Below are 15,430 nucleotides of genomic sequence, written 5' to 3'. Positions count from 1 at the left end.
CGTATGTGGAACAACGTTCGCCAACTCAACCTTGCCGCCAGCGCGCTGTACGCGCTGCTGCTGCTCGTGTTGGCGGCGGCCGGCTGCTACTGGCTGATCCAGCGCCCGACGTTCGCGCTGCGGGAAATCCGGATCGACGGCGACACCGAGCACATCAACTCGCCGACGGTGCGCGCGGGCGTGGTCGGCCGGCTGAAGGGCAATTTCTTCACGGTCGATCTCGATGCGGCGCGTGCCGCGTTCGAGCAGATGCCGTGGGTGCGTCACGCGAGCGTGCGCCGGGTGTGGCCGAATGCGCTGGCTGTCACGCTCGAGGAGTACAAGCCGCTCGGGACCTGGGGCAGCGATCAGCTGGTGAGCGTCGACGGCGAGCTGTTCACCGCGAACCAGGGCGAGCTGGAGCAGGAACTGCCGGCGTTCGACGGCCCGGAAGGCAGTGCGAAGGAAGTCGTCACGCGGTATCGCGACTTCGGGAAATGGTTTGCGCCGCTGAAGGCGGCGCCGGAAGAAGTGACGCTGTCGGCGCGGTACGCGTGGACGGTGAAGCTGTCGAACGGCATGCAGGTCGAGCTGGGCAAGGAACGCAACAGCGACACGCTGCATGACCGGAGCCAGCGCCTGGTGGCCGCGTGGCCGGCCGTCACGGAGCGTTGGGGCAACGACATCGAGTACGCGGATCTGCGTTATCCGAACGGATTCGCGATTCGCGCGGCGGGCATGCGGTTCCTGACCGATACCGACAAGCGCAAGAAGTAACGAGAGATCACACGCAAGAGCACTTTATGAGCAAAGACTACAAGGATCTGCTGGTTTCCCTCGACATCGGCACGTCGAAGGTAGTGGCCATCGTCGCCGAGCTGAAGGGCGAGGGCCACTACGAGGTGATCGGTCTCGGCCAGAGCGAGTCGAAGGGTCTGAAGAAAGGTGTGGTGGTCAACATCGAGGCCACCGTGCAGTCGATCCAGCGCGCGCTCGAGGAAGCCGAGCTGATGGCCGACTGCAAGATCACCAACGTGTTTACGGGGATCGCGGGCAGCCACATCCGCAGCTTCAACTCGAGCGGGATGGTCGCGATCAAGGACAAGGAGGTCACGCAGACGGACGTCGCGCGCGTGATCGAGACCGCGAAGGCGATCAACATCCCGACCGACCAGCAGGTGCTGCACATCCTCACGCAGGAATTCATCATCGACGGCCAGGAAGACGTGCGCGAGCCGATCGGGATGAGCGGCATCCGGCTGGAAGTGAAGGTGCACATCGTGACGGGCGCGGTGAGCGCCGCGCAGAACATCGTCAAGTGCGTGCGCCGCTGCGGGCTGGAAGTGAACGACCTGATCCTGCAGCCGCTCGCGTCGTCGCTGGCGGTGCTGACGGAAGACGAGAAGGATCTCGGCGTGGTGCTGGTCGACATCGGCGGCGGCACGACGGACATCGCGATCTTCGCCGAAGGCGCGATCCGCCACACGGCGGTGATTCCGATCGCCGGCGACCAGATCACGAGCGACATCGCGATGGCGCTGCGCACGCCGACGCCGGATGCGGAAGACATCAAGGTCGGCTACGGGATCGCGAAGCAGGCGCTCGCCGATCCGGACGAAATGGTCGAAGTGCCGGGCCTCGGCGAACGCGGCCCGCGCACGCTGTCGCGCCAGGCGCTCGCGGCCGTGATCGAGCCGCGCGTCGAGGAACTGTTCTCGCTCGTGCAGCAGGTCGTGCGCGAGTCGGGTTACGAAGAACTCCTGAGCTCCGGCGTGGTCATTACCGGCGGCGCTTCGATGATGCCGGGCATGGTCGAGCTCGGCGAAGACATTTTCCTGAAACCGGTGCGCATCGGCGCGCCGGAATATGCAGGCGGCCTCTCCGACGTCGTGCGCAATCCGCGCTACTCGACGGCGATGGGGTTGCTCGTCGAAGGCAGTGCGCAGCGCATGCGCGGCCGCAAGGTCGCCGTGCAGTCCGGCAACGCGGGGCAGGTGTTCTCGCGGATGAAGGAATGGTTCCTGAGCAACTTCTGACGAGTCGAACCGAATCGAAATTCGCGCTGGTGCCGGCGGCTGGCGCGCGACAGGGGGTTGCCCGATCTCCTGCCGAATAACGGCCGAGTAGCAGTCATTCTCTTGACGGAGGCAACATGGAATTCGAAATGCTGGAAACCGAGACCAACGGCACCATCATCAAGGTGGTCGGCGTTGGCGGCGCTGGCGGCAATGCCGTCCAGCACATGATCAACCGCGGCGTGCAGGGCGTCGATTTCATCGTGATGAACACGGACGCCCAGGCGCTGTCGCGTTCGCGCGCATCGTCGGTGATCCAGCTCGGCAACACGGGTCTTGGCGCCGGTGCGAAGCCGGAAATGGGCCGTGCGGCAGCGGAAGAGGCGCGTGAGCGCATCGCCGACGCACTGCGCGGCGCGCACATGGTGTTCATCACGGCCGGCATGGGTGGCGGCACGGGCACGGGCGCGGCGCCGGTGGTCGCGCAGATCGCGAAGGAGATGGGCATTCTGACGGTCGGTGTCGTCAGCAAGCCGTTCGAGTTCGAAGGCGGCAAGCGCATGCGCGTCGCCGAAGCAGGCTCGCAGCAACTGGAGGATCACGTCGACTCGCTGATCGTCGTGCTGAACGACAAGCTGTTCGACGTGATGGGCGACGACGCCGAGATGGACAAGTGCTTCCAGTGCGCGGACGACGTGTTGAACAACGCGGTGGCGGGTATCGCGGAAATCATCAACGTCGACGGCCTCGTGAACGTCGACTTCGAGGACGTGAAGACGGTGATGGGCGAGCAGGGCAAGGCGATGATGGGCACGGCGACGGTCGCCGGCGTCGATCGCGCGCGCCTCGCGGCGGAACAGGCCGTGGCGAGCCCGCTGCTCGAAGGCGTCGATCTGTCGGGCGCGCGCGGCGTGCTGGTCAACATCACGTCGAGCCGTTCGCTGCGCCTGTCGGAAACGCGCGAAGTGATGAACACGATCAAGAGCTACGCGGCGGAAGATGCGACGGTGATCTTCGGTGCGGTGTACGACGACGCGATGGGCGATGCGTTGCGCGTGACGGTCGTGGCGACGGGTCTGGGCCGTGCGGCGAAGAAGCAGCAGTCGGCACCGATGACGCTGCTGCGCACGGGTACGGACAACCAGCCGGTCAGCGCGGTGTCGCACGGCTATGCGCCGGCGCATCACGTCAGCACGGCCGACTACGGCGCGCTCGATACGCCGGCGGTGTGGCGCAACTCGCGCGAAACCGCGGCATCGCACGTGCAGGCGCTGCAGGAGAAGGGGGTCGACACGTACGACATCCCGGCTTTCCTGCGCAAGCAGGCTGACTGACGCAAACACAGGCGAAGCCGCGGCGACACCGCCGCGGTATCGCCGGCGTGACGGATGCCACGGACCACGACAGGCCGCGTCGGATGCGACGCCGGGCCGGGAAAGGTGCCCTCTTCGCTTGAGCGGAGCGGGATGGGCCGTGCTGTCCGCGACACGCTGAAAAACCGTATCGCTATGAGGGACCAGCCATGATTCAAGTGGGCGACGCGCTGCCCGACGCGCAATTGTTCGAGTTCGTCGACGACGCGCGCGAAGGGTGCACGCTGGGGCCGAATGCCTTCAGCGTGCGCGACCAGGTTGCGGGAAAGCGGGTGGTGATCTTCGGATTGCCGGGCGCGTTCACGCCGACCTGCTCGGCGCAGCATGTGCCGGGCTACGTCGAGCACGCCGAGCAACTGCGCGCGGCGGGTATCGACGAGATCTGGTGCGTGTCCGTCAACGACGCATTCGTGATGGGCGCATGGGGACGTGATCTGCACACCGCGGGCAAGGTGCGCATGATGGCGGACGGCAGCGCGGCTTTCACTCATGCGCTGGGGCTGACGCAGGATTTGTCCGCGCGTGGCATGGGAATTCGTTCCCTGCGCTACGCGATGGTGATCGACGGCGGTGTGGTCAAGACGCTGGCCGTCGAGGCGCCGGGCAAATTCGAAGTGAGCGATGCGGCGAGTGTGCTCGCGACGTTGACGTCCTGATCGTGCGGCGCGCCGTTGCCTTCCGGCAACGCTGCTCGCCGGCCTCAGGGCAGTTGTAACACGGGTCGATGACCGGAAACGCCTCCGTTCCGGGCATCGGCCCGTCCCGTATCGGCGCGGGTAAACAGTCGAAACAGATTGATACGCAGTTTCAGACAGCGTTGAATTGGGAATTACGCTATAATCGCGCCTATCGAATATAACTCCTGATTGATATCCTCAATCAAGACGAAGAAGACCATGTTGAAGCAGCGCACCATCAAATCCATCGTGAAGACCGTCGGTATCGGTCTCCACTCGGGCCGCAAGGTCGAACTGACGCTCCGTCCGGCCGCGCCGGGCACGGGTATCGTGTTCTCGCGCGTCGACCTGCCCACGCCCGTCGATATTCCGGCCTCCGCGATGTCGATCGGCGACACGCGGCTCGCGTCGGTGCTGCAGAAGGATGGCGCGCGCGTGTCGACGGTCGAGCACTTGATGTCGGCGTGCGCCGGCCTCGGCATCGACAACCTGTATGTCGACGTGACGGCCGAGGAAATCCCGATCATGGACGGCAGCGCCGCGTCCTTCGTGTTCCTGATTCAATCCGCCGGCATCGAAGAGCAGAACGCGCCGAAGCGCTTCATCCAGGTGAAGAAGCCGGTCGAAATTCGCGATGGCGACAAGTTCGCGCGTCTCGATCCGTATTTCGGTTTCAAGCTGAAGTTCACGATCGACTTCCGTCACCCGGCCGTCGACAAGACCGGCCAGGAGTTGGAGGTCGATTTCGCGAATACGTCGTACGTACGCGAGATCGCGCGCGCGCGCACGTTCGGTTTTGCCCATGAAGTCGAAATGATGCGCGAGCTGGGTCTCGCCCGCGGCGGCAGCATGGACAACGCGATCGTGCTCGACGAGTACCGGATCCTGAACAATGACGGGCTGCGCTACGACGACGAGTTCGTGAAGCACAAGATGCTCGACGCGATCGGCGACCTGTACGTGATCGGCCACCCGCTGCTGGCGTCGTACACCGCGTACAAGTCGGGCCACGGGCTGAACAACGCGTTGCTGCGCGAGCTGCTCGCGCACGAAGACGCGTACGAGATCGTGACGTTCGACGATCCGCAGGCGGCGCCGAAGGGGTTCGCGTTCGACGCGCAGACGGCCTTCGCGTGAGCGGCGTTCAGCGCAAGCGATAAAAAAGCGACCCTCGGGTCGCTTTTTTATTGGCTGGCCGCCGCCTGCGGCCCTGGCGATCAACGCGGCTTCGCGCCGTGCCGTGCCGCCATCCGCGCGAGCGCCGCCTGCAGCGGCGACGGTTCGAGGTGATCGGCGAGGTCGCGCAACGCGGCGGCGCCGGCCGAGGTCATCCGCGCCTGCTTCACATGTGGCGGTTCGGGCGCGTCCTTCGGCCGCACGCGCACCCGCAGCGTCGTCACCGGCCAGCCGCGCTTCTGGAGATCGCCGAGCAGCCGCATTTCGACCTGCCGCAGCCGTGCTGCCAGCGCATTGTGTGCGGCAAAGAGGGTCAGGGTGCCGTCCTTGATGAAGCCCGGTTCGACGTGATTCGCCAGATAATCGGGCAGGCACGCGCCGAGGTCGCGCTGCAGCGACGCGATCTGCTCGACGCCGGCGCGCAACGCCGCGAACGCGTCGGTGCGGCCGAGCACTTCCGACACGGGTTGCGGACGATAGGCGGCGAGCGGGCCGAAACGCTTGGAAAATCGGTTCATCGAGGCTTTCTTCGAGCGCGCACGCGCGCGGAGGTTGCAGCCGATTGTACTCGCGCCGGCTCGTGCACGCGCGGCTTTCGCCCCTGTCCGCCCGGCCCCGGCGCGCGATGGCCGTCCGGCCGGGACGCGGGCGCATGCGTCCCCGCGTGCTAAAATTCGACGTTTGAGTCCACTAATTCGCTAAGCCGCCGAGGCTCGGGCGCCGGGGCGCGCAACACGCGCCGGGCGCCAGTGCTGCGACGCAGGATCCGATCCGATGACAACCGGTTTTCTCCAGAAAATTTTTGGCAGCCGCAACCAGCGGCTCGTCAAGCAATACCAAAAGACCGTCGCGACGATCAATGCGCTCGAAACGCAGATCGAGAAGCTGACGGACGACCAGTTGCGCGGCAAGACGGACGAATTCCGCCAGCGGGTCGCGGCCGGCGAGTCGCTCGACAAGCTGCTGCCCGAAGCGTTCGCGGTCTGTCGCGAGGCAAGCCGCCGCGTGCTGAAGATGCGCCACTTCGACGTGCAGCTGATCGGCGGCATGGTGCTCCACTACGGCAAGATCGCGGAAATGCGCACCGGCGAGGGCAAGACGCTCGTCGCGACGCTGCCCGTGTACCTGAATGCGCTGGCCGGCCGCGGCGTGCACGTCGTGACCGTCAACGACTACCTCGCGCAGCGCGATGCCGAGTGGATGGCGCGCCTCTACAACTTCCTCGGTCTGTCGGTCGGCATCAACCTGTCCGGCATGGAGCACGACCAGAAGCAGCAGGCGTACGCGGCGGACATCACGTACGGCACGAACAACGAATTCGGCTTCGACTACCTGCGCGACAACATGGTCTACGAGACCGACGCGCGCGTGCAGCGGGCGCTGAATTTTGCCGTCGTCGACGAAGTGGACTCGATCCTGATCGACGAAGCGCGTACGCCCCTGATCATTTCGGGTCAGGCCGAGGATCACACCGAGCTGTACGTGCGGATGAACGCACTGCCGCCGCTGCTCGAGCGCCAGATCGGCGAAGAGAAGGCCGACGGCACGGGCGTCGAGAAGCCGGGTGACTACACGCTCGACGAAAAGTCGCGCCAGGTGTTCCTGACGGAATCGGGCCACGAGAAGGCCGAGCGCCTGCTCGCCGAATGGGGCCTGATCGGCGAGGGCGAGAGCCTGTACGCGCCGCAGAACATCACGCTGATGCACCACGTGTACGCGGCGCTGCGCGCCCACACGTTGTTCCACAAGGATCAGCACTACGTCGTGCAGAACGGCGAAGTGGTGATCGTCGACGAATTCACGGGCCGCCTGATGGCCGGCCGCCGCTGGTCCGACGGCCTGCACCAGGCGGTCGAGGCGAAGGAGCACGTGAAGATCCAGAGCGAGAACCAGACGCTCGCGTCGATCACGTTCCAGAACTACTTCCGGATGTACGCGAAGCTGGCCGGCATGACCGGTACCGCGGACACCGAAGCGTACGAATTCAACGAGATCTACGGCCTCGAGACGGTCGTGATCCCGACCAACCGCCCGCCGAAGCGGATCGACAAGCAGGACCAGATCTACAAGACGGCCAAGGAGCGCTACGACGCGGTGATCCGCGACATTCGCGACTGCTACGAGCGCGGCCAGCCGGTGCTGGTCGGCACGACGTCGATCGAGAACTCCGAACTGCTGTCGCACCTGCTGAAGCAGGCGGGGCTGCCGCACGAAGTGCTGAACGCGAAGCAGCACGAGCGTGAAGCGGCGATCGTCGCGGAAGCCGGCCGTCCGAAGCGCATCACGATCGCGACCAACATGGCCGGCCGCGGTACCGACATCGTGCTCGGCGGCAACGCGGAGAAGCAGGCGGCGTTCATCGAGGCCGACGATTCGATTCCGGCCGACGAGAAGGCACGCCGCATCAAGCAGCTTCACGACGAGTGGGAAACGCTGCACGAGGAGGTGAAGGCCGCGGGCGGCCTGCACATCATCGGCACCGAGCGCCACGAATCGCGCCGGATCGACAACCAGCTGCGCGGCCGTGCGGGCCGTCAGGGCGACCCCGGCTCGTCGCGCTTCTACCTGTCGCTCGACGATCCGCTGCTGCGCATTTTCGCGGGCGACCGCGTGCGCTCGATCATGGATCGCCTGAAGATGCCGGAAGGCGAGGCGATCGAGGCCGGCATCGTCACGCGGTCGATCGAATCGGCGCAGCGCAAGGTCGAGGCGCGCAACTTCGACATCCGCAAGCAGCTGCTCGAATACGACGACGTGTCGAACGACCAGCGCAAGGTGATCTACCAGCAGCGCAACGAACTGCTCGAAGCGCACGACATCACCGAGACGATCACCGCGATGCGTCACGGGGTGATCACCGAAGTCGTCCGCCAGTTCGTGCCGGAAGGCAGCATCGAGGAGCAGTGGGACGTGCCGGAGCTCGAGGAAGCGCTGCGCAACGACTGGCAGCTCGATCTCGCGATCCAGGAAATGGTGAACGAGTCGTCGTCGATCACGGCCGACGAGATCCTCGACGCCGTGACGACGGCCGCCGACGAGCAGTACGAGGCGAAGGTCGCGATGGTCGGCCGCGAATCGTTCAGCGCGTTCGAGCGCTCGGTGATGCTGCAGACGGTCGACCGCCTGTGGCGCGAGCACCTCGCGGCGCTCGACCACCTGCGCCAGGGTATTCATCTGCGCGGCTACGCGCAGAAGAACCCGAAGCAGGAGTACAAGCGCGAGGCGTTCGAACTGTTCGCCGCGATGCTCGACGCGATCAAGCAGGAAGTCACGCGCATCGTGATGAACGTGCAGATCCAGTCGCCGGAGCAGCTCGAGGAAGCCGCCGAGCAGATCGAGGAGCGCAGCGGTCATCTCGAGAACGTCGAATACCAGCATGCCGATTACGCGGATGCCGGCGCGCCGGTGGCGAACGTCACGGCAGCCGCGGCGGCCACGGCGACGGCCGACATGGTCGGCAGCGCGATGACGCACAGCGGGCCCGGCGGCGAAATGCCGAAGGTCGGCCGCAACGATCCGTGCCCGTGCGGCAGCGGCAAGAAGTACAAGCAATGTCACGGGAAGCTGTCATGATCGGCGGCGGCGCGCATCACGCGCGCCGCGTCGTTCGCAGCTTCCAGTCAGTGACGTGAGTTGTGGCGGCCCGCGCGTGCGGCCGCCGGTTCTTCCAATCGATGCCGGCACGTGCCGGCATTTTCCATCCGGCAGGTGTGCCCCATGGCTGTCAATTTTCCGTCGATCGATCCCGCCCAACTCCATCCCGTCGCCGGCGTCACGCTCGGCTGGGCGGAAGCGAACATCCGCAAGCCGAATCGCAAGGACGTGCTGGTCATCTCCGTCGATGAAGGCGCGACGGTCGCGGGCGTGTTCACCGAAAACCGTTTCTGCGCAGCGCCGGTCACCGTCTGCCGCGAGCACCTGGCGAAGGTGCGTGCCGGCGGCGCGGACATTCGCGCGCTGGTCGTGAATACGGGCAATGCGAACGCGGGCACCGGCGAGCCGGGCCTCGTGAACGCACGCGAAACCTGCACGGAACTCGCGCGTCTGGCCGGCATCGAGCCGGCGCAGGTGCTGCCGTTCTCGACCGGCGTGATCCTCGAGCCGCTGCCGATCGATCGCCTGAAGGCCGGCCTGCCGGCCGCCCTCGCGAACCGCAAGGCCGCGAACTGGTTCGACGCCGCGCAGGCGATCATGACGACCGACACGCTGCCGAAGGCGACGTCGCGCCAGGTGACGATCGACGGCCACACGGTCACGCTGACGGGCATCAGCAAGGGCGCGGGCATGATCAAGCCGAACATGGCGACGATGCTCGGCTTCCTCGCGTTCGATGCGAACGTCGCGCAGCCGGTGCTCGACACGCTCGTGAAGGAAGTCGCCGACCGCTCGTTCAACTGCATCACGATCGACGGCGACACGTCCACGAACGACTCGTTCATCCTGATCGCGTCGGGCAAGAGCACGCTGCCGGCGATCACGTCGACCGATTCGCCCGCCTATGCGGCGCTGCGCGACGCGGTGACGGAAGTCGCGCAGGTGCTGTCGCAACTGATCGTGCGCGACGGCGAAGGCGCGACGAAGTTCATGACGGTGCAGGTCGAAGGCGGCAGGAGCGTCGCCGAATGCCGCCAGATCGCGTACGCGATCGGCCATTCGCCGCTCGTGAAGACGGCCTTCTACGCATCCGACCCCAACCTCGGCCGGATTCTCGCGGCGATCGGCTATGCGGGCGTCGCGGATCTCGACGTCGGCAAGATCGATCTTTATCTCGACGACGTGCTGGTCGCGAAGGCGGGCGGCCGCAATCCGGCCTACCAGGAAGAAGACGGCCAGCGCGTGATGAAGCAGAGCGAGATCACGATCCGCGTGCTGCTGGGGCGCGGCGATGCGCAGGCCACCGTCTGGACGTGCGACCTGTCGCACGATTACGTGAGCATCAACGCGGATTACCGCTCCTGATCGGGAGCGCTCGAACGACATGGACAAGCTTGAACAGTTTCTGACACGCGCTGAAGCGCTGCTCGGCCGTCTCGAAGGGATGCTGCCGCCCGCGCCGGCGGCCATCGACTGGAACGCGGCGCACGCGTTCCGCTGGCGCAAGCGCCAGGGGCGCGGTTACCTGCAGCCGGTGCCGGCCGTGTCGTCGATCACGCTCGGCGACCTGCACAACATCGACCGCCAGAAAGCGCTGATCGACCAGAACACGCGCCAGTTCGTGCAGCGCAAGCCGGCCAACAACGTGCTGCTGACCGGCGCACGCGGTACCGGCAAGTCGTCGCTGATCAAGGCGTGCCTGAATGCGTACGCGAACGACGGGCTGCGCCTGATCGAAGTGGACAAGGACGACCTGCACGATCTCGGCGACATCGTCGACCTGATCTCGCAGCGTCCGGAGCGGTTCATCGTGTTTTGCGACGACTTGTCGTTCGAGGACGGCGAATCGGGCTACAAGGCGCTGAAGGTCGCGCTCGACGGCTCGATCGCCGCGCAATCGGACAACGTGCTGATCTACGCGACGTCGAACCGCCGTCACCTGCTGCCCGAGTACATGAGCGACAACGAGTCGTACAAGCATCTGCCGGACGGCGAGATTCACCCCGGCGAAGTCGTCGAGGAGAAGATCTCGCTGTCGGAGCGTTTCGGCCTGTGGGTCAGCTTCTATCCGTTCAAGCAGGACGACTACCTCGACATCGTCGCGCACTGGCTGCGTCACTTCGGCTGTCCGGATGCGGAGATCGAGACCGCGCGCGGCGACGCGCTCGTATGGGCGCTCGAGCGCGGCTCGCGCTCGGGCCGCGTCGCGTGGCAGTTCGCGCGAGACTGGTCGGGCCGCAAGGAGCAGGCATGAGCGCGGATCAGGCACAAGGCGCCGTGCGGGCGCCGGACGGCCGCAAGGTGACCGAAGTCGCGGTCGGCGTGATGGTGCAGCCGGACGGCAGGTATCTGCTCGCGCAACGCCTGCAGGGCAAGCCGTATGAAGGTTACTGGGAGTTCCCGGGCGGCAAGCTGGAGGCCGGCGAAAGCGTCGAGGACGCACTGGCGCGCGAGCTGCACGAGGAACTCGGCATCGAAGTCACGGCCAGCCACCGCTGGCACACGCTCGAGCACGATTATCCGCACGCGTATGTGCGGCTCTATTTCTGCAAGGTGACGGGCTGGACGGGCGAGCCGCACAGCAAGGAAGGACAGGCGTTCGTGTGGCAGCAACTGCCGGTCGAGGTCGCGCCGCTGTTGCCGGCGGCGCTGCCGGTGCTCGAACTGCTCGAGAAGGAAGCGGCGTCGCAGTGACGCCGCGGCGGCCTGCCTGAAACGCAGGCCATATTGGCGGACGGCGCCGCGCGCCGCTCAACTGTCGCGGCGATTGTCCGTGCCGTCTTCTTCCGATGACGGGCCCTCGTCGGAAGAACCGCCGATCCGATACTTTTCCGCGGCCCATGCGCCGAGGTCGAGCTGCTTGCAGCGGGCCGAACAGAAGGGACGGAACTTGTTTTCAGGCGTCCAGCGCACTTCTGCGCCGCACGAAGGACATTTCACGACGGTAGTCATACGAAAGCGTTGAACCGGCACGCGGCCGTTACAGATTACACAGGGTCAGATGGAACGGCACGTCGATGTCCACCGCGCGCGGCCGCACGTCGCCGTCCTGCATCGTGAACCGCACCCACAGCATGTATTTGTTGGCGCTCGCCTCGGGAATCACGCGCAGTTCCGGCGACACCCGCACCTGCATCAACTGATAGCTGCGCCCGGACAGCATCTGCTGGTAGCTGCCCTGCATCGCCATGACCTTCGACGCCTGACCCGATTCGCGCGCGAGCCGCAGCACGATCGCCGCTGCGTCGCGCAACGGCAGCAACGGCAGGATCCACTTCGCGATGTCCTGGCGCCGCTGCTCGGCCGGCCATTGCTGCCACGCGTAGTACGACGGCAGGTCGAACTTGCACGTACCGCCCGGGATCACCGCGCGGCTGCGGATGCTGGCAAGCCACTCGTTGTCGACGAGGTGCTGGCCGGTCTTGCCCTGCATCTGCGCGAGATTCGCGAGCGTCTGCTCGATTTCGCCGAGTACGGCTTCGAGCGCGTTCTGCTCGATGCCCGGATTGCCGCGAAAGGGGGCGAGCGTCTGGCGTTGGCGTTCGAGCTCCTTCATCAGATCCGATTTCAGGTCCGCGCGGCCCGTCACCTCGGCGATTTCGAACAGCGTCGTCAGCGCGACGTGGTGCTCACGCGGGTCCTCCTGAGCCAAAAAGAACGCGAAGCGCTCGAACAGATCTTCGAGACGCAACAGCGTGCGAATTCGCTCGTTGAACGGATACTCGTAAAGAATCAAGCGCGCTCGCCTCTTGGGTAGGGATTGAAACAATGAAGGACATTCTAATGCCCCCTCTCTACCCTAGCAACGCGCCAATTTCGTACACCATCAGGATTGCATGCGATGCTCAGTGCGCGGCCGCGAATTCGACGTAGCGTTGGTGCAGTGCATCGACCTGCGCGGCGAGCGCGTCGGGCGTGACCGCGTCGTTGACGATCACGTCGTCGGCCGCCGCGAGGCGGGCCTCGCGCGTGGCCTGTCGCGCGATGATCGCTTCGACCTGTTCGCGCGTGAAGCCGTTGCGCCGCATCACGCGCGCGATCTGCGTTTCGACCGGGCAGTCGACGACGAGCACGCGATCGCTGCGCGCCTTCCAGGTGCCCGACTCGACGAGCAGCGGCACGACGAACATCACGTACGGGCCCCGCGCCTCGCGCGCCTCGCGGTCGGTCTCCGCGCGGATCAGCGGATGCGTGATCGCTTCGAGGCGCCGGCGCGCGTCGTCGTCGCTGAAGATCAGCGTGCGCATCTTCGCGCGATCGAGCGAGCCGTCGGCGGCCACGAAGCCGCGGCCGAAAGCCTGCTCGATCGCCGGCATCGCGAGACCGCCCGGCGCGGTGATGCGGTGGGCGATCAGGTCGGTATCGACGAGCGATGCGCCGCGGGCGCCGAACAGGTCGGCAACGGTCGTCTTGCCGCTGCCGATGCCGCCCGTGAGTCCTACTGAAAACATGTCAGCCTCCGAGCGCCGCATAGAAAGGGGTGCCGAAAAACAGCGTGGCGACGCCGCCGGCCGCGAGGAACGGGCCGAACGGAATCGGCTCCTCGAAGCGCATGCGGCCGCGCCAGGTCGCGACGAGCCCGACGATCGCGCCGGTCACCGCCGCGAACAGCACGACCTGCGGCAGCGCGGCCCAGCCCATCCATGCGCCGAGCGCGGCCAGCAGCTTCAGGTCGCCGAAACCGATGCCCTCGATGCCGCGCAGCCATTTGAACAGCCAGTAGATCGACCACAGGAACAGGTAGCCGGCCATCGCGCCGATCACGGCCGAGCGCAGCGACGTGAAGGTGCCGCCGAGGTTGAGCGCGAGCCCGGCCCACAGCAGCGGCAGCGTCATCGAATCGGGCAGGTAGCCGGTGCGGATGTCGATCGCGCTCATCGCGAGCAGCGCCGCGCACAGCGCGAACGCGGCAAGCGCGGCGACGGTCGGGCCGAACGCCGCGAGCGAGACGGCGGCGAGCAGCGCGCACGCGAGTTCGACGAGCACATAGCGGATGCCGATCGCATGGCCGCAGCGCCGGCAGCGCCCGCGCAGCACCAGGTAGCTGACGAGCGGGATGTTCTCCCAGGCGCGCAACACGTGGCCGCAATGCGGGCAGGCGCTGCGCGGGCGCCACAGATCGTAGCGCGGCGGATAACCGTCGTCGGGCGGCGGGGGCTCGGTGCCCGTCGCTTCGGCGATTTCGGCCTGCCACGCACGCTGCATCATCACGGGCAGCCGGTGCGCGACCACGTTCAGGAAGCTGCCGACGCACAGGCCGATGACGATCGCGAACGCATACTGCAGCGCGGGCGGCAGCATCGCCAGCGCGAGCAGCGTGCTCTGGGGCGAATCGGAAACGGCGGGCAGGAGCGCTGGCGTCATGAGGATCAAGGTTCGGGACAAAAAGGCGACAGAGTCGGTTGCGATGCTACACCACGTTGCCGAGCTGAAGGATGGGCAGGTACATCGCGATCACGAGGCCGCCGACGAGCGCGCCCAGGACGATCACGATCAACGGTTCGCCGAGCGCCGCGAGCGCATCGAGGCGCGCGTCGAGCTGACGTTCGCACAACGCGGCGATGTCGGCGAGCATCGTGTCGAGCGCACCGGTTTCCTCGGCGACGGCGATCGGTTGCACGACGTCGTCCGGAAAGCAGCCGGCCGAATGCATCGCATCGGCCAGGCGCACGCCGCGCAACACGCGTGCGGCGATGTGCGCGGTAGCCTGCGCGAACACCGGGTGGCCGGCCGTGCGCTCGAGCGTGGCGAACGCATCGGCGAGCGGCACGCCGGCGCCGAGCAGGGTCGCCAGCGAGCGGCACCAGCGTGCGGCGGCGAACCGCTCCAGCGCGCTGCCCGCGAGCGGCGCGCGCAGCAGGTGTCGCGCGAGCGCATGGCGCAATGCGGACGAGCGCCGAAGCGCGTGCTGCGCGGCAAGCCCCGTGGCGGCCGCGCCGGCCAGCAGCACGCCGCCCCACGCCGACAGCGCGGAGGACAGCGCGAGCAGCGCGCGGGTCGGTGCGGGCAGGGCGGCGCCGAAACCGTCGAAGATCTGCCGGAAGGTCGGCACGACCCACACCATCAATGCTGCCGAGATCGCGAGCGCGAACAGGATGACGGCGGCCGGATACGCGAGCGCGGCACGCAGCTTGCGCCATTGCGCGTCGGCGCGCTCGCGGTGTTCCGCGACCCGCGTCAGCACGATGCCGAGCGAACCGGACGCCTCGCCGACCTCGATCAACTGACGATACAGCGTACCGAACTGCGAGGGATAACGTGCGAGTGCGTCGGCGAAGCGCCGGCCGCCGACGATCTCGCGGGCGAGCCCCGCGGCGATGCGCGGCACGCCGTCGCGCGTGCGGGTGCGCGCGAGCATCTCGAGCGACGGTGCAAGCGGCAGGCCGGCCTGCAACAGGCTCGCGAGCTGGCGCGTGAAGCACGTGATGTCACGGGCGCCGGCCGCCGGCGGGCGGGCCGGCCCGCGGACGTCGAGCGACAGTACCGCGATGCCGTCGCGCGCGAGCGTGGCACGCGCGGCCGCCGCGTCGAAGGCGATGACGATCCCGCGGCGCGGCGCGCCGTCGCGATGGCGGCCGCGCCATGCAAAGCGGGTTTCGCGCGGTGGCGTGCGCAT

Annotated in this window: 15 protein-coding genes; 9 read left to right on the top strand and 6 right to left on the bottom strand. The window is 66.8% G+C overall.

What is annotated here, in order from left to right:
- The first annotated feature begins 3 nt into the window (after nucleotides 1-3).
- The 5 genes from QZM15_RS08470 to lpxC all read left to right on the top strand — a co-directional run bounded on the left by QZM15_RS08470 (nucleotide 4) and on the right by lpxC (nucleotide 5,181).
- A complete protein-coding gene (locus tag QZM15_RS08470; RefSeq protein ID WP_034186356.1) occupies nucleotides 4-756 on the top strand; it encodes a cell division protein FtsQ/DivIB in 753 nt (250 codons plus the stop codon).
- A gap of 26 nt (nucleotides 757-782) precedes the next feature.
- Nucleotides 783-2,015 (top strand): cell division protein FtsA, encoded by a 1,233-nt coding sequence (ftsA, locus tag QZM15_RS08465; protein WP_006487138.1) that lies wholly within the window; start codon nucleotides 783-785, stop codon nucleotides 2,013-2,015.
- Between the two features lie 116 nt (nucleotides 2,016-2,131).
- Nucleotides 2,132-3,328, top strand: a complete 1,197-nt coding sequence (gene ftsZ / locus QZM15_RS08460) for a cell division protein FtsZ (protein WP_021159911.1) — start codon at nucleotides 2,132-2,134, stop codon at nucleotides 3,326-3,328.
- 188 nt (nucleotides 3,329-3,516) lie between these two features.
- Entirely contained in the window at nucleotides 3,517-4,023 is a 507-nt protein-coding gene (locus QZM15_RS08455; protein WP_059580848.1) for a peroxiredoxin, read from the top strand.
- A gap of 240 nt (nucleotides 4,024-4,263) precedes the next feature.
- Entirely contained in the window at nucleotides 4,264-5,181 is a 918-nt protein-coding gene (gene lpxC, locus QZM15_RS08450; protein ID WP_059580853.1) for a UDP-3-O-acyl-N-acetylglucosamine deacetylase, read from the top strand.
- A gap of 80 nt (nucleotides 5,182-5,261) precedes the next feature.
- On the opposite strand, the gene QZM15_RS08445 is transcribed toward lpxC, so the two are convergent.
- Nucleotides 5,262-5,738, bottom strand: coding sequence for a DUF721 domain-containing protein (locus tag QZM15_RS08445; protein ID WP_059580855.1), 477 nt, complete (start codon nucleotides 5,736-5,738; stop codon nucleotides 5,262-5,264).
- Nucleotides 5,739-5,994: 256 nt separating this feature from the next.
- Here QZM15_RS08445 and secA point away from each other — a divergent pair, with 256 nt between their 5' ends.
- From secA to QZM15_RS08425, 4 genes are all read left to right on the top strand, one after another.
- Complete coding sequence (gene secA / locus QZM15_RS08440; protein WP_059580857.1) at nucleotides 5,995-8,793, top strand: preprotein translocase subunit SecA; 2,799 nt, start codon at nucleotides 5,995-5,997, stop codon at nucleotides 8,791-8,793.
- A gap of 144 nt (nucleotides 8,794-8,937) precedes the next feature.
- Nucleotides 8,938-10,179 (top strand): bifunctional glutamate N-acetyltransferase/amino-acid acetyltransferase ArgJ, encoded by a 1,242-nt coding sequence (gene argJ / locus QZM15_RS08435; RefSeq protein ID WP_302106170.1) that lies wholly within the window; start codon nucleotides 8,938-8,940, stop codon nucleotides 10,177-10,179.
- A gap of 19 nt (nucleotides 10,180-10,198) precedes the next feature.
- The gene (locus QZM15_RS08430) at nucleotides 10,199-11,068 is read left to right on the top strand and encodes an ATP-binding protein (RefSeq protein ID WP_027783462.1); all 870 of its coding nucleotides are present in this window, start codon (nucleotides 10,199-10,201) and stop codon (nucleotides 11,066-11,068) included.
- Nucleotides 11,065-11,508 (top strand): NUDIX domain-containing protein, encoded by a 444-nt coding sequence (locus tag QZM15_RS08425; RefSeq protein ID WP_059580864.1) that lies wholly within the window; start codon nucleotides 11,065-11,067, stop codon nucleotides 11,506-11,508. Before QZM15_RS08430 ends, QZM15_RS08425 begins: the two co-directional genes overlap by 4 nt.
- Before the next feature lie 57 nt (nucleotides 11,509-11,565).
- On the opposite strand, the gene QZM15_RS08420 is transcribed toward QZM15_RS08425, so the two are convergent.
- The 5 genes from QZM15_RS08420 to QZM15_RS08400 all read right to left on the bottom strand — a co-directional run bounded on the left by QZM15_RS08420 (nucleotide 11,566) and on the right by QZM15_RS08400 (nucleotide 15,430).
- A complete protein-coding gene (locus QZM15_RS08420; protein WP_021159902.1) occupies nucleotides 11,566-11,766 on the bottom strand; it encodes a DNA gyrase inhibitor YacG in 201 nt (66 codons plus the stop codon).
- A 28-nt stretch (nucleotides 11,767-11,794) separates the two neighbouring features.
- Complete coding sequence (gene zapD / locus QZM15_RS08415) at nucleotides 11,795-12,550, bottom strand: cell division protein ZapD (protein ID WP_059580870.1); 756 nt, start codon at nucleotides 12,548-12,550, stop codon at nucleotides 11,795-11,797.
- Nucleotides 12,551-12,659: 109 nt separating this feature from the next.
- Entirely contained in the window at nucleotides 12,660-13,265 is a 606-nt protein-coding gene (gene coaE / locus QZM15_RS08410) for a dephospho-CoA kinase (protein ID WP_124658339.1), read from the bottom strand.
- Between the two features lies 1 nt (nucleotide 13,266).
- A complete protein-coding gene (locus QZM15_RS08405; RefSeq protein ID WP_302106169.1) occupies nucleotides 13,267-14,178 on the bottom strand; it encodes an A24 family peptidase in 912 nt (303 codons plus the stop codon).
- Nucleotides 14,179-14,224: 46 nt separating this feature from the next.
- On the bottom strand, nucleotides 14,225-15,430 hold the full coding sequence (locus QZM15_RS08400) for a type II secretion system F family protein (RefSeq protein ID WP_302106168.1): 1,206 nt from the start codon (nucleotides 15,428-15,430) through the stop codon (nucleotides 14,225-14,227).

Origin of the sequence: Burkholderia sp. AU44665 (genome assembly GCF_030504405.1) — a bacterium.
GTDB classification, from domain to species: domain Bacteria; phylum Pseudomonadota; class Gammaproteobacteria; order Burkholderiales; family Burkholderiaceae; genus Burkholderia; species Burkholderia semiarida.
Note: the sequence above shows the minus strand (reverse complement) of the source record. Positions and strands in the feature narration are given on the sequence as shown.